The 16901-nt window shown below is 66.9% G+C and carries 17 protein-coding genes; 9 read left to right on the top strand and 8 right to left on the bottom strand.

Annotated elements, in window-relative coordinates; genetic code table 11:
* Window positions 1–11 precede the first annotated feature (11 nt).
* Entirely contained in the window at window positions 12–272 is a 261-nt protein-coding gene (locus tag IPK85_10330; protein MBK8247778.1) for a hypothetical protein, read from the bottom strand.
* A 288-nt stretch (window positions 273–560) separates the two neighbouring features.
* Between IPK85_10330 and IPK85_10325 the strand changes: the two genes are divergently transcribed.
* Window positions 561–1316: a FliA/WhiG family RNA polymerase sigma factor gene (locus tag IPK85_10325; protein ID MBK8247777.1), complete on the top strand. Its 756-nt coding sequence runs from the start codon at window positions 561–563 to the stop codon at window positions 1314–1316.
* Window positions 1317–1356: 40 nt separating this feature from the next.
* Here IPK85_10325 and IPK85_10320 read toward each other — a convergent pair whose 3' ends face one another.
* On the bottom strand, window positions 1357–2094 hold the full coding sequence (locus IPK85_10320) for a HAMP domain-containing histidine kinase (GenBank protein ID MBK8247776.1): 738 nt from the start codon (window positions 2092–2094) through the stop codon (window positions 1357–1359).
* Between the two features lie 215 nt (window positions 2095–2309).
* The gene (locus tag IPK85_10315) at window positions 2310–3659 is read right to left on the bottom strand and encodes a hypothetical protein (GenBank protein ID MBK8247775.1); all 1350 of its coding nucleotides are present in this window, start codon (window positions 3657–3659) and stop codon (window positions 2310–2312) included.
* 73 nt (window positions 3660–3732) lie between these two features.
* On the opposite strand from IPK85_10315, the gene IPK85_10310 reads away from it, so the two are divergent.
* Entirely contained in the window at window positions 3733–4953 is a 1221-nt protein-coding gene (locus tag IPK85_10310) for an amidohydrolase family protein (GenBank protein ID MBK8247774.1), read from the top strand.
* A gap of 156 nt (window positions 4954–5109) precedes the next feature.
* Here the strand turns inward: IPK85_10310 and IPK85_10305 are convergent, their stop codons facing one another.
* The 3 genes from IPK85_10305 to IPK85_10295 are packed head-to-tail and all read right to left on the bottom strand — an operon-like array spanning window position 5110 to window position 7327.
* Window positions 5110–5742, bottom strand: a complete 633-nt coding sequence (locus tag IPK85_10305) for a dienelactone hydrolase family protein (GenBank protein MBK8247773.1) — start codon at window positions 5740–5742, stop codon at window positions 5110–5112.
* A complete protein-coding gene (locus IPK85_10300; protein MBK8247772.1) occupies window positions 5739–6776 on the bottom strand; it encodes a VOC family protein in 1038 nt (345 codons plus the stop codon). The genes IPK85_10305 and IPK85_10300 overlap by 4 nt, the downstream gene beginning before the upstream one ends.
* 38 nt (window positions 6777–6814) lie before the next feature.
* Entirely contained in the window at window positions 6815–7327 is a 513-nt protein-coding gene (locus IPK85_10295; GenBank protein ID MBK8247771.1) for a MarR family transcriptional regulator, read from the bottom strand.
* A gap of 126 nt (window positions 7328–7453) precedes the next feature.
* Here IPK85_10295 and IPK85_10290 point away from each other — a divergent pair, with 126 nt between their 5' ends.
* Window positions 7454–7819, top strand: a complete 366-nt coding sequence (locus IPK85_10290) for a cupin domain-containing protein (protein ID MBK8247770.1) — start codon at window positions 7454–7456, stop codon at window positions 7817–7819.
* Between the two features lie 4 nt (window positions 7820–7823).
* Here IPK85_10290 and IPK85_10285 read toward each other — a convergent pair whose 3' ends face one another.
* Window positions 7824–8129 (bottom strand): hypothetical protein, encoded by a 306-nt coding sequence (locus IPK85_10285; GenBank protein MBK8247769.1) that lies wholly within the window; start codon window positions 8127–8129, stop codon window positions 7824–7826.
* A 174-nt stretch (window positions 8130–8303) separates the two neighbouring features.
* Here IPK85_10285 and IPK85_10280 point away from each other — a divergent pair, with 174 nt between their 5' ends.
* From IPK85_10280 to IPK85_10255, 6 genes are all read left to right on the top strand, one after another.
* The gene (locus tag IPK85_10280) at window positions 8304–9386 is read left to right on the top strand and encodes a hypothetical protein (GenBank protein MBK8247768.1); all 1083 of its coding nucleotides are present in this window, start codon (window positions 8304–8306) and stop codon (window positions 9384–9386) included.
* Window positions 9387–9473: 87 nt separating this feature from the next.
* A complete protein-coding gene (locus IPK85_10275) occupies window positions 9474–10754 on the top strand; it encodes a sensor histidine kinase (GenBank protein MBK8247767.1) in 1281 nt (426 codons plus the stop codon).
* Complete coding sequence (locus tag IPK85_10270; protein MBK8247766.1) at window positions 10751–11398, top strand: response regulator transcription factor; 648 nt, start codon at window positions 10751–10753, stop codon at window positions 11396–11398. Before IPK85_10275 ends, IPK85_10270 begins: the two co-directional genes overlap by 4 nt.
* Window positions 11399–11485: 87 nt before the next feature.
* Window positions 11486–13639 carry a TonB-dependent receptor gene (locus tag IPK85_10265; GenBank protein ID MBK8247765.1) on the top strand — a complete coding sequence of 718 codons (2154 nt, stop codon included), beginning with the start codon at window positions 11486–11488 and terminating at the stop codon, window positions 13637–13639.
* A gap of 122 nt (window positions 13640–13761) precedes the next feature.
* Window positions 13762–15756: a S9 family peptidase gene (locus IPK85_10260; GenBank protein MBK8247764.1), complete on the top strand. Its 1995-nt coding sequence runs from the start codon at window positions 13762–13764 to the stop codon at window positions 15754–15756.
* A gap of 94 nt (window positions 15757–15850) precedes the next feature.
* Window positions 15851–16300, top strand: a complete 450-nt coding sequence (locus IPK85_10255; protein MBK8247763.1) for a DUF1801 domain-containing protein — start codon at window positions 15851–15853, stop codon at window positions 16298–16300.
* Window positions 16301–16315: 15 nt separating this feature from the next.
* Here the strand turns inward: IPK85_10255 and IPK85_10250 are convergent, their stop codons facing one another.
* Window positions 16316–16843 (bottom strand): GNAT family N-acetyltransferase, encoded by a 528-nt coding sequence (locus tag IPK85_10250; protein MBK8247762.1) that lies wholly within the window; start codon window positions 16841–16843, stop codon window positions 16316–16318.
* Between the last annotated feature and the right edge of the window lie 58 nt (window positions 16844–16901).

The following is a 16901-nucleotide window of genomic DNA, read 5'->3' as shown; positions in this document are numbered from 1 at the left end:
ATCCGACGGTGCTACAAGTCCCCGCTCTCCAGCATGCGACGCGCAACCTCGGTCTGCACCGCGGGGGAGTTGTAAAGGCCGCGCACCAGGCGACGGCGGTACTCCTCGATCTGGTCCGGCGTCAGTCCGCGTGGGGCACGGTCGGCGAGCACGGCGCCGAGCTTTCGGCGCGTCACCTTCGACGACGGCTCCGGGATCGCGGTGAGCGGCGTATAGGGTGTTTCAGTCGTGACGTTGAGCGTCGAGACGTCGAGCGGCGAACGATTGCTCACGGGAGGAATTGGTCTGTGGGTCCGAAGGCAAGTATCGGCAGGATGCCGCACCCGCTTGAGCCCGTTGTTACCCGAATCGACCCTATTTGCCGGAAGGGGTTGCCCCGCCCGGCAGCTTCTGCCCGGTCTTTTTTTGCCATCGAGACGCGCGTCCAACCGCCTCAACGTATTGCCCTGCAACGACTTGAACGATTCTGGTGTTGTCAGAATCCGTGTGGAACACCGGTTGCCCTTCCCTTCCTTGCCGCGCACTGGCGGCATGGCACCCACACACGGAACGGACGCCCCATGCGAAACGCGACTGCCCAAGCCACCAAGGTGGTCGATCCGGAGTCTCGTCAGGCCTTGCTCGGCGAACACCTCGGATTGGTGTACCATGTCGCGCGGCAACTTTGCCGATCGAAGCAGATGGACGTCGAACTCGACGAACTGGTCAGCGCGGGGACCATCGGGCTCATCGAAGCGTTCAACAACTTCGATTCGACCCGTGGGTTGGCGTTCTCGACTTTCGCCGCCCCCCGCATTCGGGGCGCGATCCTGGACGAGTTGCGACGCCAGGACCACGTGCCGCGCTCCGTCCGACGGAGGGCCCGCGAGATGCATGCGGCCTCAGAGGCCCTGAGCCGTCGCCTGGGCCACGCCCCGGATCAAACGCAGCTGGCGAGTGCGATGGGGGTCGACCTGACCACGTTGAGCCGGTGGCAGGCCGAGAGCGATCATGGCAGGTTCATTCCCCTGGAACGCACGTCGGAGCAGGCGTCGAACGGCTCCCGACTCCCGCTCGAACAGTTGATTGCGGACCCAAGTGACGACGTCGAGGATCGGCTCACCCTCACGCAGGAAGTGGCGCATCTCCGAGACGCCCTGCTGGCACTGCCGGAGTCCGAGCGGAACGTGCTGTCGCTGTACTACTTCGAAGAGCTGAAATTGTCCGACATCGCGGCGATTCTCGGGGTCAGCGAGTCGCGTGTATCACAGATCCGGGCGAAGGCGGTCAGCCGGTTGCGGGGCGCCCTGGGTTCCCTGCGGGCGTCGGTCGCCTGAGGCACGTCGGTCCGTCCGACGTCCCGTCGGAAGGTCGACGCTACAACCCGGCCCGGCGTGCCGCGGCCAACGTCGGGAGTTGCACCGTGTAGCGAATGCGCTCGGTGCTCCCGTCACGCAACAGCTGAACATCAGCGTGGCCGTGCACATGCGCGAGCGCGCTATTGACGGCGCCGACCAGGCTACCGTCGCCCGTAAACAACAACTGCGCGGGCGGACAAGGCGCTTCGAACGTCACCCAGACCGTGTCAGCGTCACCGCCGTATGCCACGTGCAGGGTCCCCGTGGCGCCAGCGCGAAGAGCGTTCCCCGCAGCACTTTCGAGGAGCACCAGCAGGCACCGCAGCAAGGCGGAGGGCCGCACGAGGACGGGCGGCGTGTCTGCGGCGCGATCCACCTCGATGGGGATGCCGCGCAGGTCCGCGTGATGGCCGTGCAACTCCATGACCTGGGTGACCGCGTCCTGCAGTCGTACCGGTTCGGTAGTGACGAACGGTTCGGCCGGCATGAGTCGGTAGAGGTGGAGAAGCTGATTCAGCCGCTTCACCTCCTGCGCGAGCGACCCCATCAGTTGCAGGTCGGGGACCTCTTCCTCGTCGCCCAGCAGGGTGACGACCGCCTCGAGCGAGGCGACGCGATTGGTGAGTTGGTGGTTCAGCCCCTTGATGACCTTTTCGGACACGCGCAGCCACTGGTCGCCCCACACCCGGGAGGGGGTGGGTCCTTCAGTCTGCAGTTCAGCCGCCTCTGGGCGGGGGTCACTGAGTCGAACGCTCATGGGGCACCTCGGCGCGCTGGGATCTCCTCTCCTTGCACGACGAGCGAAGCGTGAGCTGGGGCACAGCGGACGGGTTGGGGCGGCCTCATGGACCGACGGCAGACGGCAGACGGCAGACGGCAGACGGCAGACGGCAGACGGCAGACGGCAGACGGCGAGAGGCGGGCGTCGGGGCAGACGGGCGGCGGGCGGCGGGCGGCCGATGGGAACGGCGCTTAGTAGTAGTACCCGAAGATGATCCCCATCTCGTCCGCGCTGGTGAGGCCAAAGCGGATGGTGCGCGTGGTCGTGTTGTTGTAGGTGATCTCCGAGGTCAGCCCCTCGCCGCGTCGGAGCACGATCGGCTGCGCGTAGGTGACGATGTCCGGGTGGGCCCAATCGGTGGTGGTGTAGACCACCTCACCGTCGCGCGGCCCGCCGGTCACCTTCACCACGAACCGCTCGCCACGTTCGTGCATGTGCGAGGTCAGCATGAAGATGGTCATGGTGCTGTCACTGACCCGGAAGGTCTTCGTGATCGTGGTCCGCGTTCCTGGCGGCAGGGTCAGGTCGGTGTTCCCCATGTTGAGGGTGCGGGCCACGCGTTGCACCGAGGCCGAGGGAACCGTGTGGAGGTTGATGTATGCCTCGCCGGCGATCGGCGCCGTCGTCCGGTTCACGTAGTGCGCGTTCAGGTCGAGGGTCCCCTGCGCGGGAAGGCGCAGCGCCACGCCAGCGGGGAATCGATAGTCTGACGTCGGGGTTTGCGTCCCGGCGAAGAAGACGTGGAATCCCATCGGCAGCATGTTCAGGAGGTTCAGCGTACCGTCCGGGTGCCGGATGTCGCGGATCACGTCGAACGAGGGGCGGATCAGCTGGGGGATGTTTTCAAAGGTGTAGAGCAGCAAGTGGTGCGAGTTGGTCCGCATCCGCGTCTCGATGCGGTCCACGAAGACATCGGCGCCGTTGTTCACGCGGCGATAGACAAAGAGTTCCCGCTCGAAGTTGGGGCTGACGCTGAACGACTCGATCTTGAGCTGCACCCCCTGCGCCGGCGGGGCCAGGGGGGTGAAGGGGGTCGCCACCGGGCGGGCGCGGTCCGCCAGGACCGCCGTGTCCACCACCGATCCCTTCTCCGGCGCCCCGGCTTCGATCCAGCGTCGGATGTATTCCAGCTCACCATTGGTGACGACCTGCCCACCGAGTGGCATCGGCGATCCGTACGACGGCGAATGATGCCCGTCGGCGATAACCAACTTGTGATAGAGCAGGCTGGAATCGGACCGGAACGGCTGGACCCGCAGCAGGCCGTCGGCCTTCGCGGCGGCGTTCTTTGGCGGAGCGCCAACAAGGTTCGTGTAGGCGACGGCCCGGTCGAGGACGAGTCCCGACGACTGGGCGAAGGCGGCACCCTGCGTGTGGCACCCAGCGGTGCACGTTGTGGCGAGGATCTGGCCCTGGATCCGATCGAAGGTCCCAAGCGCCGCGGTACCCGGCGGGGTGGGCACGTCGGCGTCATCACCTCCGCATGCCGCCGTCAGGGCAAGGAGGGCCGTGGCGATCGCACGCGATCGTGACATTCGCATATCCGGGACCTTTCTCGAAGGGCGGTCAGGGTGTCAAGCTACCGATTCAGGACACCACCCGGAAAGACTCCCCATGCGCTCGCTCGTCATCCGCCCACTGTTCCTCGTGCTCGTCGCAGCCTCCACCGCGGCAGCACAGCCCCCACTGGTCATCACCAATGCCCACCTGGTCGATGGCGTTCGGGGAGCGTTCGCGACCAACGCCTCCGTCGTCATCGAGAACGGGCGCATCACGCGCATCGCGACGGGGCCGGTGTCACCCCCCGCGGGTGCGCACGTCATCGACGCGCGGGGGCGATACCTGCTTCCCGGGCTGATTGATGTGCACACACATGTCGCCTCGCTGGCCGCAGCGAAGCGCGCACTCGAGTCCGGCGTGACGACGATTCGGAGCGCGAGTGTCTCCGCCTACCAGGACGTGGCGTTGCGCGAAGCGAGCCGCCGGGGAACGATCGCCGGCCCCGACGTGATCGCCGCCGGCGTCTTCGTCACACCCGGCCTGGGGGAGACGATCCTCGCTGACACAGCCCTGACCGCGCTCGCGGGCGGCGTCACCACGGAAGCTGCCCTGCGCGCCGTGGTCCGCACCAACGCGCGCCGTGGCGTGGACGCCATCAAGACGCGCGGGACGGAGCGTGCCGGACTCCCCGATACCGATCCGCGCAAGCAGACCTACACGGAGCAGCAGCTGGCCTGGATCGTTGACGAGGCTACGAGGCACAACTTGCCCGTGATGGCACACGCCCACGGTGACGAAGGGGCGTATGCCGCCGTGAAGGCTGGCGTGCGCAGCATCGAGCATGGCACCTATCTCTCGGATTCGACCCTGCGCCTGATGAAGGAGCGCGGCACGTGGCTCGTTCCGACCTGGATCACGATACTTGACCTCGCCACGCCCGGCGGCGACTACGACGATCCGGTGCTCACGCTTCGCGGGCGCAACATGGCGCCGATCGTCGCCGCCGCCGTGCGCAAGGCGCACCAGATGGGCGTAAAGCTCGCGACCGGCGCTGACACGGACTACGGCAGCTCCAGCGTCAACCGCATCTACGCCGAGGTGGCGCTCTTCGTCGACGCAGGCCTGACGCCGCTCGAGGCATTGCGCACCGCCACGACGAGTGCCGCGGACCTGCTGCGCATCGGCGACCGCGTGGGTCAGCTCAAGGAAGGGTACGAGGCAGACTTGATCCTCGTGGAAGGCAACCCGCTGGCCGACATCAAGGCGTTGTCCGACGTGCTCGTCGTCATCAGCAACGGGCGCGTGGGGCTGAACCGCACGCCATTCGGGAAGTAGCGTGCTCCCCCGTGCTGCGCGTGCCGCTCGTACTGCCCGTGCCTCGCTGTGGCGGTTACTGCTTCAACTGATGCAGCACGGGCGGCACGAGTCCGGAGCGGCACCCGAAGCGTAGGAAGGCGAGCAGCCCGTGCTTCGCCCTGGCTTTTGCTGCCCCTATCTGAGCAGCTCCCGCCCCGCCGCAAGTTCTTCGTCGTTCACCGTATGCGGCATCCCCGGGTAGAACCGCATGTCAACACTGGCGCCCATCCGGGAGAGCACCTCGGCGCTCTCCCGCACACGCTCGGCCGGGATATGCGCGTCCACGTCACTGCAGCCGAGGAAGACCGGCGTGCCATCAAGGGAGCCGGCGTAGTCGCGCGGCGTACCCGGCGGACCGATCAAGCCGCCACTGTAACCGATAACCGCGGCGTAGCGCCGCGGATGGCGCGCGACAAACTCCAGAGAAAGACAGGCGCCCTGCGAGAAGCCCAGCAGTGCGACCTGGTCGCTGCGAAAACCCTCGTCCAACGCCGACTGCACCAGCGACTCGATCAGGGCGATGCCGGAGGTGATCCCGGGCTCGTTCTGTGCCATCGGCGCAAGAAAGCTGTAGGGATACCAGGTGTTGCCCGCGGCCTGCGGGGCAACCACCGACCAGCGATCGAGGACCCCAAGGGGAGCCGCGAGCGATGCGATGCCATCGGCCGTCGCCCCACGCCCATGTAGCATGATCAGCCGACCGCGCACCGCCGTGCCGACCGCGCCGGCACGAAACAGCTGCGCCGCACCATGCGGCGGGAGCGTCATGCGCCCAGCGGAGTCAGCGCGCCAACAATCGCGTCACGCTGGTCGTCCATCCACGCCGGAAGGCGAAGCTCCTGGCCGAGTCGGCCGGGAGGTTCGTCGATGGCGAAGCCCGGGCCGTCGGTCGCCACCTCGAGCAAGAGGCCGTCCGGGTCACGGAAGTAGATGCTCGTGAAATAGGTGCGATCCATCACCGGCGACACGGGCACGCCAAGCTCCAACAGGTGCGCGCGAAAGGCGAGCTGGTCATCTGCGGTCCGCGCCCGAAATGCGATGTGGTGCGTTTGCCCGACCCCTGGCTTCGTGGGTCGCCCACGCGGTGGCCAGCCAAAGAAGGTCAGCGCGCTGTGCGGCGCCACCGCCTGGCCGTCGTAGGACGCCCAGAACCAGTGCTTGATGTCCGGATGGTCCTGGTTGAAGCTCTTCTTCACCAGGCGCAAGCCGAGCGCGGCGCCATAAAACTCGTCGAGGCGCTCGAGGTCCGTGGTGATGGCGCTGATATGATGAATCCCTTCCAGCGCCATATCCGCCGTGATGGTTGGCACGGGCTCAGGCCAGGTCAACCGCTCGATAGCCGCTTCGTTGCGTTCCCCGACAATCTCGGCGTCGGGCGGAGGAGGCAACTCGCGCTGCCCCAGCGCGTCGGCCGCCTCGTCGACCGCGTACCCCGGCCCACGCGTCGCGATCTCGAGGATCTGTCCGTCCGGATCCGTGAAGTAGATGCTGCGAAACCACCCACGGTTGTACGGCCCGCTCACCGGTGTGCCCGCATCTTCCAGGCGGCGCTTCCACTTGAGCTGCGCGTCGGACGTTGCCACGCCTAACGCGAGATGGTGCACGCCACCCACCCCGGGAAACCCCGACGGGAGGCCGCCCCACTCGAAGAAGGTCAGGATGGTCCCCGGAGCCCCCGTCGCATCGCCAAAGTAGAGATGGTACGAGGAGGGATCGTCAAAATTCACCGTGCGCTTGACCAGGCCGACCCCCAGGACCTCGCGGTAAAACGCGAGCGTCCGTCCCGCGTTGGCTGACACCATGGTGATGTGGTGAAAGCCGGGCGTGACGAGCGGCGCGCTCACTTCGCTCCTCCGGACACGGCGGCCGCCGCATATCCCAACCGCCGAAGTAGTGCCGTCGCCTGCGCCTGCTCCTCGCGACTGAGGCCGGCAACCGCCTCGGCCATGCGCGCGGCATGCAACGGGAAGATCCTGGCCAACAAATCCTCTCCAGCACTGGTCAACACGGCAAAGCGTGCCCGACGGTCCGACGGGCAATCGCGGCGTTCCACCAATCCCTTGTCCGCGAGCCGGTCCACCAGGAAGGTGATGCCGCCGCTCGACACCAGCACGCGCCGCTGAATTTCGCCCAACAGGACCGGCCCCTTGTGGAACAACAACTCCAGGACGGAGAACTCACCCTCAGTCAGCCCATGGCTCCGGATGTCCTCCCGTGCCACGGCGTTCACGGCGGCATACGCGCGAGTCAGCACGACCCAGAGGTGCAGGGCCGCGTCAACGTCTTCACCGAGCCCGGCTCGAGAAGTCCGGGGGCCCGCGGAAGGCGCGTGAAGAGTCGAGGGAGTCGTCATTGGCGGATAGTCTTAGCACTAAGATACTTACTCGGACTGCCGTTACAAGGGTCGGGTCGCGAGCCTGCCTCGTCAATGCACATCCCGGCGGGTATTGTCCGGCCTTCCCCGCTCACCGGAGTCGCGATGTCGGCCGTTACGCACCATACGTGGGACGCCATGCCTGTCGAAGAGCTCAACCCGCTCATTGGCCGGCGTTTGATCACGGGCAACCGGATGATGCTGGCCCATGTCTACCTCAAGAAGGGCGCGGTCGTCCCGCGTCACAACCACCACAATGAGCAGCTGACCTATGTGGTGAGTGGGTGGCTGCGCTTCTGGATCGGCGAGGACGAAGCGGAGGTCATCGACGTGAAGGCGGGCGACGTCCTCGTGATTCCGTCATTCACCTGGCACAAGGCCGAGGCGATGGAGGATACGCTCGATGTGGACGTGTTTGACCCGCCGCGCGAGGACTGGCTGAACAAAACCGACGACTACCTGCGCCGTTAGGCGGTCAGTCGATCTCGCGCCGGCGCGCCGCGGTGTGCTTGACGGCCGCGCCCAGCGCGAGGATGAACCCGGCGATGGCGAGTCCCGTGCCCCATCGCGTCTGCGCGTCGTGCAACTCGGCGCGCGACACCCAGGTGACGCCCGTCGGTGGTGGCCGGTACGATTGCGCGGCCAACGCTCCCAACGACGAGCGCCCCACGGCAAACAGCAGGATCCCGGTCGCCAGCGTGAAGAGCGCGGCAGCGTCGAGCCAGCGGTCGGCGCTTCGTACTGCAGGCTTTCTGGGCGATTCCGGGTTTTGGGGCGCCATGCAATGCGTGGGGCGGAGGGTCCGTGACGTGGACGACCTCGGACCACGTGACGCCACATGTGACGGTGGCGTGACGGGGCGTGACAGTGTGGGAGCGCCCTGCATCACAACCTGTGCATCCCGTTGTCCCATCGCGAGTTGCCGCGTTGGGACACGAGGCGTCTGTCCACTGCCATGCCGATGCTCCGTCGCTTCCGCCTCCACCTCTCCCTGCCGCTCCTGATCGCACTGATCGGGTTTGGTGCGCAGGTCGTCACCGGTACGGAGCCTGCCACCCGGGTGGCCTCGCTTGGTGGGGCCCCCAAGGTGACCGCCGAGCTGGTGAACGTGCCGGTGGTCGAGCGCCGCGGCGACGTAGCCGGCGGGCTCAGCCTGGATTCGCTCACGGGACACAGTGGCGACCTGCTCGTCCGCATCATGCGTGGAGACGAGTCGTCCGACTATCCTGCGCTGCAGGGAGTATTTGGGGACGAATCCCGCTCGGCGGGCATCCGGCCGTTGCCCATCGACAGTGCGTTCCGGTTCATCACCATGGTTCCCTGGTCTCGGAAGTTGGGGAGCCACCTCAACGGCTATCATCTCGGTTACTGGCCCGGCGAACAGCGCGCCGTCTCGAACGGGTACGAAAACCCCGAGGGGTTCATTGAGGTGACGCGGGAACAGGTCGCCACTCGCGTCTCCACGCACTTCTCCCTCAAGGACTTCCTGACCCACGACCAGGAATCGACCTGGCCGAAGTACGTCGTGTTGCGCGAGGAGCTGCTCGACAAGCTTGAGCTGGTCCTGGACGCACTGGAATCGTTCGGGGTGGCCACGCACCATGTGGTGGTGCTGTCGGGGTTCCGGTCGCCGCAGTACAACGGACGTGGGGTCGGCGAGGGAATGGCGCAGTCCTCGCGGCACCAATTCGGGGATGCCGCGGACATCATCATCGATGCCAATCGCGACGGTCGCATGGACGACCTCGACGGCGACGGACGCGTGACCTTCATGGACTTGCAGGTGCTCGACCGAGCCGTCCAGCTGATCGAGCATCGATACCCCGAGTTGGTCGGCGGCCTCGGGCTCTACCATGAGATGGGACCCAGCGGGCCGTTCGCACATATCGACGTTCGCGGGACGCGCGCGCGTTGGACCAACGGCGGACGTCCGCGGGCGCGGGCAGTGAATGGCTCCACCAGCCGCACGGCGGCACGGCCCTCCGGGAGTTGCAGTGCGGAGGGCGTGATGGCCGTGCTCTGCCAGGGCGTTCGCTAGGCCGCTAACGCCCCGCGGGCCGCACGGGTGGGATGAAACGCGCCCGGGCCGTCGGTAGCTTTGCGCGTTGGAGGACCGCGACCGCACATGCTTCCGCTCGCCGAACTTGACGCCGCCATCCTGCAGGCCGCCATCACCCTGCTGGTGATGGTGCTGTGCGGTGGACTGTGGGTGCGAACCCGCCGCGCCTACTTCGGATGGTGGGCCGTCGCATGGGGGCTCTACCTCACGCGCATTGGGGCGATCGTTGCCTTCCTGGTCACCGAGCAGCAGCCATGGCTGTTCCTGCATCAGGTGATCACGGGATGGACAGCGCTGGCGCTCTTGTGGACCTCGGCGGTCTTCGCCGGACGAGCCCGTTGGCGCTCCTGGTACATCGTGCTCGCCGCGTTCCCGCCGCTCTGGTCCTGGGTCGCGATCTACCAGCTGCAGAACTTCCTGCTCGCCGCCGCGCCCGCCGTGGCCTTCCTGAGCGTCGCGACCGCCGCGACCGGCGTCATGTTCTGGCGGTATCGCCTGGCCCATCCTTCTGCGGGCGCCACCGTCCTCGCCACGACCTTCCTGTTGTGGGCCGTGCATCATCTGGACTATCCCATTCTCCGGGCGCGGGGCGTGTGGAGTCCGTGGGGGTACTACCTCGACATCGTGTTCACGCTTGGCGTGGCGGGCGGTATTCTGCTGTTGATCAATAGTGAACTCACGGACACGCTCCGGGCGCGCGGCGAAGCCCTGGAGCACCTCTCGCGGCGCATGGTTCGACAACACGAAGCGGAGCGACGACGACTCTCGCTCGCGCTGCACGACGAGACCGCGCAGGTGCTCGCGGCCGTCAAGCTGCAACTCGGGAGCGTAGCCGAGCACGTCGAGGCACCCCTGCGCCAGCGCCTCGATCATACGATCACGCTGGTGGACACAAGCATCACCGGCATTCGGCGCCTGGCGCACGGCCTGCGACCCGCGCTGCTCGACGATCTGGGGTTGTTGCCCGCGCTGCGGTCATTGACGGACGAGGTCGCCGACGCGCAGGGAATGCCGATTGACTTCGACGCACCAAGCGTCCTCCCGGTGGTCGCGGAAGAGGGCGAGGTGGCCCTGTACCGAGCACTCCAGGAGGGGCTCGCCAATGTTGGTCGTCATGCGGGCGCCACCCACGTGCAGGTGTCGCTGGAAGCACACGGCGACGTGGTGATCCTGCACGTCAGGGACGATGGTCGGGGGATCGATCCCGCCGTCATGGACGCCGCGGCACGAGGCGGTCTCGCGGGGATGCGAGAACGTGTCGCCGCCGTCGGAGGTGAGGTGAGCGTCGCCGCCGTTCCCGGACAGGGCACACACCTGCGGGTCTCGATCCCGGTCGTTGACGCATGACACCGCGCATCCGGGTGGCGGTGGCCGACGATCACGCGATCGTGCGCGAGGGATTGCGACTGGTATTGGAGTCTGGCGGGACGTTCGAGGTGATCGGGGAGGCCGGCTCGGCGGCGGACGCGGTGGTGCTTGTGATGGAACGACAACCGGATGTGCTGGTCCTGGATATCTCGATGCCCGGAGGTTCCGGACTGCTCGCCGTCCCGGAGATCATTGAACGCGCCCCGAACACGCGGGTCCTGATGCTGTCGATGCACGATCACGCTGAGTACGTGGTGGAGTGCGTGCGCGCCGGGGCGCACGGATACCTGCGCAAGGACTCCGCGCCGGCCGAACTTCGATCGGCTGTGTCGGCCGTCCACCGTGGAGATGGCTACTTCGCGCCCGAGGTGGCCCAATTCGTCGCCACGGCACTCCGCGATGGCCGTGAACGCGCGGAGTCCGCTGCCGCGCCGCTGCTGACCACACGTGAGCGTCAGGTGCTGGTCGCCGTCTCACACGGCCTGACCAACAAGGAAATCGCGGCCCAACTCGGCATTGCCACGCGCACCGTCGAGGCCCACCGCGATTCGTTGGGCCGGAAACTTGGGATACGCACGGCCGCCGGGCTGACGCGGTATTGCATGGAGCAGGGGGTGAAGTAGCGCTGCGCGACGTCGGGCAATCTCCGACGTGGCGGGTACGTAGTTCCCACAATGGAGGGGGGCACAGGGCGTGCCGATCTTGCGGCCATGCGACTTCCCCTCGTGTTTCTCATCCTGAGCGTGGGCACACCGCTGGTGAGCTTTTCCCAACAGCAGGCCGTGGATTCTGCCCGGACCCTACGGACCGTCACCGTCACCGCGACACGTCAGGCGACGGACGTCAGGGCGGTCCCTGCCCCGGTGTCCGTGCTCGACGCCCGGACCATGCGCGAGCGATCGGCGAACAGCGCGACCGACCTCCTGCGCGAACTCCCCGGAGTCGACGTGGTGGGGACCGGGCCAAACCAGGCACGTCCCTCGATCCGCGGCCAGCGCGGCCAGCGGATCCTGCTGCTGCAGGACGGGTTACGGCTCAACAACGCGCGTCGGCAACAGGATTTTGGCGAGCTTCCGTCGTTCGTGGACATCGAGCAGTTGGAGCGGGTAGAGGTCGTGCGGGGACCGTCCTCCGTCCTCTACGGATCCGACGCGATTGGCGGCGTGATCAACCTGATCACGCGCCCACCGGCCACCGATGGACCCACCGTTCGCGGCGGCGCCGGCTATCGCTACAGTGGTGCCGGGGATCAACAACGCGGTGACGCCTCCGTAAATGCGATCGCCGGCCCGTTCGCCTTCTCGGCGAGTGGCCACCTGAGAAATGCCGGCGACTACCTGGCGCCGGCCGGGACGTTCGGCGGGGTACGCCTGGGTTCCACGACGCGCCTCGATGATTCCGGTGTGCGCGATCGCGGGCTGGCGCTGACCGCCGCCTGGCACGGGACGACGGGCCGCCGCGCGTGGATGCGGCACGACACCTACGAGGCGCGCAACGCCGGGTTTGGGCTGGTCGAGCCTCGGGTGCTTGGCGATACCAGCACCCGAGTGCAGCTCACGTACCCGTGGCAAGACGTGGCAAAGACCTCCGCCGGGGTCGCGCTGAACGCTCTCGGCGCGCCGTTCGCCGATCGGCTCGACGTCAGTGCGTACACGCAGCGCAACGTCCGCGACTTTCATTCCCTCGTGGATGTCTACGTCCCCACGGGACCGGGGCGGACGGCCACCATCAACTCACGTTCCTTCAACGCGACCGACGTCCGCACCAACGGGCTGCGCGCCGAGCTGGCGCGCGTGACCCGTCGCGCCGTGTTCACGTATGGCGTCGACTTCTTCCGGGACGATGCGCGCTCGGCTGACTCCAGCTGGTCGCGCACCGTGGGATTTGGCCCCGCGCCGATCATCCAATCCGGCACGACGCCGTCCCTCGCCAACGCAGTCTTGCGCAACCTCGGGATCTTTGCCCAGGGCGATTGGCGGTTGCACGACCGCGTCTCGGTCATCACCGGCGTGCGCTTTCATGATGTGTCCTCCGAGACGCGGCCGACCGTCGGCCTTCCCGACTCACTCAGCAACCTCGACGCCCGGAACCGCACGACGGTCTACGCCATCAACGGGATCTATCGCCTCACCGATCGCGTGAGCCTGATTTCGGCCGTTGGGCGGGGCTTTCGCGCTCCCAACCTCATCGAGCGCTACTTCGCGGGTCCGTCCACCGATGGGACGGCCCTGCAAGTCACCAACGCCGACCTCGTGCCCGAGACCTCGAACAACGTCGACGTCGGGATTCGCATGTCGCTCCCGCGCGTGGAGGTCGAAGTCTTTCACTTTCGCAACCAGATTCGCGACGGCATCATCGTGCGTCCCACCGGCCGCACCTTTGGTCGATTGGCCGAGTTCCGCAACGTGAACGTCGCGCGCCTGCGCACGCGCGGGGTCGAAGGGTCAATGACGGCCAACCTCGGTCGCGGACTTGGGCTCGCGCTCAACTACACGGACCTCGACACCCGGGATCCGGACACGCCAGACGTGCCGGTCGCGGGGACCTACAGCACCAAGCTCAACGCCGCGATGAGCTATCGGCCACGGAGTGGAGCGTTCTGGGCGGAATACGCCGTGCGGCATCAGGGGAGACAGCAAGACATCAACCTGGGAACGAGCCCGATCGGGGCTGTGTTACCGGCGTTTACCGTTTCCAACGTCCGTGCGGGCCTGCGACTCGGGGCGGTGGCCGGGCGGCCGCAGGACCTGACGCTCGCGATCGTGAACCTGACGAACCGTCTGTACGCCGAGGCGGCCAACAGCGCCTTCTTCCGGCCCGAAGCAGCGCGACACATCATCGTCGGCTTGCGGTCGACGTTCTGAACGTGTGAACGCGCGTTGTCAGGGTCGCCGGTGACGTGGTTGGTCACGGCGACCCGTGCGAGCGATGATCTGGACGTGCGTGATGCCGGGGCGCATAGTCGGGGGCCCCAGCCATCGTATCAATGATCCTTCGTTCAGCGTTCGCCCTCCTTGTCCCAGTCGTCGCGTCAGCCCAGGGAGGACTGCAACCGGCTGACTTGCACCGGCTCCAGGCGGTCGGCGACGTGCAGCTTTCGCCCGACGGTCGGCAGGTGGTCTACAGCGTTACGCACTCCGACGGGCCGGGCCGGCCGACCTCCGAGGTGCGGGTCCTCGATATCGCGACAGGTCGCTCGCGGCCCTTCGGTCCCGCGGGAGAAGGGGTCTCGGGGGCGCGGTGGTCACCGCAGGGTGACCGGGTTGCCTACTTTGGTCGTGACGGCGAGCGGTTTGGACTGATCGTCGCACGTGCCGATGGATCGGACGCCCGATTTGTCGCGGATGTGCTCGGGACAAACCACCCGCTGCCAACCTCTGGCGAACGAATGACCTGGTCGCCGGACGGGCGGCAGGTCGCCTTTGTCTCGGCGACCCCCGGTCCCGAGGCAGACGCCAACGGGGACCCGATGGTGATCACGCGCTACCTCTACAAGCCGTCGGCAGGCGAGGGGTTGACGCGCTTCAACGACAATCGGCGCCTCCACATCTTCGTCGCGGACGTGGCCACGGGACGGGTCCGCCAACTGACCGACGGGGTGTACTATGAACACTCGCTCGATTGGTCACCGCGTGGCGATGAGATCCTGTTCGTCTCCAACCGCGAGCCAGACCCGGATCGCTTCTTCAATTACGACATCTTCGCGGTCCGCGTCGGCGACGGCGTCGTGCGCCGACTGACCGCCACGAAGAGCGCCGAGTACAACCCGACCTGGTCCCCAGACGGGCGCACGGTCGCCTATCTCGGGACCAGGCGCGATCTCACCTCGTCCGAAACGACGATGGAGGACACGCACGTCTGGGTGATGGACGCCGATGGCAGCAACCGGCGCGAAGTCGTGCGCCTGGACAATCGCCAGGGTGCGCCCCAGTGGTCCGCGGACGGACGGTCGTTGTACTTCACGATGCAGGACCACGGCAATGTGCATCTGTACCGTCAGGACCCCGCGGACGGACAGGCAGCGCGGGTGCTCGCCGAGTGGGGCACCGTCGGCGCATGGTCCGTCGGCGGCGACGGGGTGGTGGCGTATGCCTACACCAGCCCTGCGCATCCCGCGGAGCTGTACGTCCGCGCTCGCACGGGCGGGCCACGACGGCTGACCCAGCTCAACGCTGACGTCCTCGGATCGCGACGGCTGGGGCGCGTGGACTCCTTCACGGTCCGCTCGGTGGGCGGGCGGGAGGTCCAGTCGTTCGTCACCCTGCCGGTGGAGCAACGCGCCGGGGCGAAGGCGCCCCTGATTGCGCTGATCCACGGCGGGCCACACGGGCAGCAGGGGCCGGCGTTCAACGCAAGTGCGCAGGTGTACGCGTCCCGCGGGTACGGCGTGTTGATGGTGAACTATCGCGGCTCGACCGGATACGGACAGGCACATGCGGATGCCATCTTCGGCGACCAGAATGGAGCGGAAGCCGAGGATATCCTCGTGGCGATCGACAGCGCGCTGGTGCGATATCCGTGGATCGACGCGGCGCGGCTTGGCGTGGAAGGCGGGAGTTACGGGGGCCAACTCGCCAACTGGCTGGTGACGCGCACCACACGCTTCAAGGCGGCCATTCCCCGAGCCTCGATCTCGAACCTGGTCTCGTTCAACTACACGGCGTACTACCATGACTACCTCGCCGTGGAGTTCGGGGCCTTTCCGCACCAGAAGGGGTTGATGGACACCCTGTGGGCGCGCTCACCGTTGCGGTACGTGGACCGGGTAAAGACGCCGACGATGCTCGTGCACGGCGAGAACGACAATGACGTCCCCATCGCGGAAGCCGAGCAGTTCTATATCGCGCTGCGGGACGTGGGAACCGAGGCGGTGATGGTACGATATCCGCGAGAGGGACACGGGTTGCGTGAGACGAAACACCTGGTCGACGTGCTGGAGCGATCGATGCGTTGGTATGAGCGTTGGTTCCAGGTGCAGTAGGGGCGCGCGACGCGCCACCCGGGACCGATCCCCCTCATGGTTGCGCCCCACCGTTCCTGGCGTAACATGAGGCGACCTCCCTAGTCGATGCCCCATGGCTGAACTCAAGACACAGAAGACGAAGGCCTCCGTCGCCGCCTTTCTGAGCGCAATCGCTGACGATGCGCAGCGGAAGGACGCGAAGGCGTTGGCAGCGTTGATGCGCAAGGCCACCGGGGTTGCCCCCGCGATGTGGGGTGACGCCATCGTCGGGTACGGCCACATGACGTACGCCGGGAGCAAGGGTCGCACGGTGGATTGGTTCCCGGTCGGCTTCTCACCTCGCAAGGCGTCGCTGACGGTCTACCTGATGGGTGGGCTAAGTGTCCACGCGGCGCTCCTGAAGAAACTCGGGAGGCACAAGGTGAGCGGCAGCTGTCTCCACGTACCCTCACTAGTCGATGTCGATCTCGCGGTCCTGTCGACCCTGGTGGCGGAGAGCTACGCCATGAACACCAGGGTCACGTCGCGTCAGGCGCCGACGAAGACTGCGAAGCGGCGCTAGCCCGCGGCGCGCGCGTTACCCGCCCGGGGCGCGGAGACGCACGTACACCCATTCGTCCCGGATTACCCCTTCCTTGATCGCGGCCTGGCGCTGGATGCTCTCCAGAGTGAACCCCGCCTTTTCCAGCACGCGCGCGCTGGCCGGATGGTGCGTGAACACAATCCCCTCGAGTCGGCGGAAGTCGCGATTCGCGAATGCCCAGTCGGCAAAGCCACGCGCGGCCTCGCTCGCATACCCGTGCCCCCAGAAGGGTTCGCCCAGCCAGTACCCGAACTCCGCGCAGATTCGGTTGATATCCGTCTTCGGGATCAACCCGATGGAACCGATGGGCCGATCGTCGAGCGTGATCGCAAACCAGCACTCTGGCGTGGCGGCACTTGCTTCTGCGATGTAGGCTTCGGCATCCGCCAAGGTATATGGATGCGGGAAGCGGTCGCGCACAAACCGCCAGATCTGGTAGTTGTCGGCGAGCGGCGCCATCAGGGGCGCATCGTCGGGGCGCCAACTGCGAAGCACGAGTCGCGGGAGCACGAGTTCCATCATGGCCGCAATCTTCCGTGCGCGGACCCGTGGCGCAATTCACCGCACGTGCCCTTCCCCC

The organism is Gemmatimonadota bacterium (assembly GCA_016712265.1).
Lineage (GTDB): Bacteria > Gemmatimonadota > Gemmatimonadetes > Gemmatimonadales > Gemmatimonadaceae > RBC101.
This window is presented reverse-complemented; position numbering and strand designations above follow the sequence as displayed.